The organism is Rhizobium sp. 18055, assembly GCF_902706285.1.
In the GTDB taxonomy this organism is placed as follows: domain Bacteria; phylum Pseudomonadota; class Alphaproteobacteria; order Rhizobiales; family Rhizobiaceae; genus Rhizobium.
The window spans coordinates 1-715 of sequence record NZ_CACSKD010000075.1; the positions used below are offsets into that span (position 1 = coordinate 1).

At 67.6% G+C, this 715-nt stretch carries 2 protein-coding genes; one reads left to right on the forward strand and one right to left on the reverse strand.

Annotated elements, in window-relative coordinates:
• The first annotated feature begins 96 nt into the window (after positions 1–96).
• On the forward strand, positions 97–474 hold the full coding sequence (locus tag GVL52_RS31485) for a dihydroneopterin aldolase (protein ID WP_160012661.1): 378 nt from the start codon (positions 97–99) through the stop codon (positions 472–474).
• Positions 475–491: 17 nt separating this feature from the next.
• Here GVL52_RS31485 and GVL52_RS31490 read toward each other — a convergent pair whose 3' ends face one another.
• Entirely contained in the window at positions 492–638 is a 147-nt protein-coding gene (locus GVL52_RS31490; protein WP_107179197.1) for a YbdD/YjiX family protein, read from the reverse strand.
• Positions 639–715: the final 77 nt, after the last annotated feature.

The following is a 715-nucleotide window of genomic DNA, read 5'->3' on the forward strand; positions in this document are numbered from 1 at the left end:
CACCTGATGCGCTTCGAGCGCGACTTCTCGCTCATGTGAGGCGCGGCGCGCAGGCCCCGCCCCATCCTTCATTCATCGCTTTTTCTTCCAGCCACCATGCCCAACCACCCCGACGGCGGCCTCCAGATCCTCACGCTCACCGGTTTGCGCTTCGACGCCAACCTGGGCATCCTCGACCACGAGAAGACCGCGCCCCAGCCCATCCAGGTCGATGCCGAACTGAACCAGGGCCGCCAGCCGCTGCTGCCGCACGACGACGACATCGGGCACGTGCTGGACTACCGCAAGGTGCGCCAGATCATCATCGACGAATGCACGGCCGAGCACGTGAACCTGCTGGAGAGCCTGATCGGCAAGCTCACGCGCCGGCTGATGCAGCTGCCCGGCGTGCTTGGCGTGCGCGTGAAGATCGCCAAGCTCGAAATCTTCGACGACTGCGAAGTGGCGATCCGGATGGAGTGCGGGGAGTGGTGACCCCGGCAGCCTGACCTTCAGCAGCAGCGCCCGATGCGCCCCTTGCCCCCATAGCGCGCATCCTGCCGGTCGCGGAAGAATTCCGCATAGCTCATCACCGGCTCGCCGGGATGGGTGCGCTCCTGGTGGCTCAGGTAGGCGTCGTAGTCGGGCAGGCCCACCATGAGGCGCAGCGATTGCGCGAGGTAGCGCCCGCCCGTGGCGACGGCCTGCACGGCGTCCCGCGCAGCCTGCAGCGGCC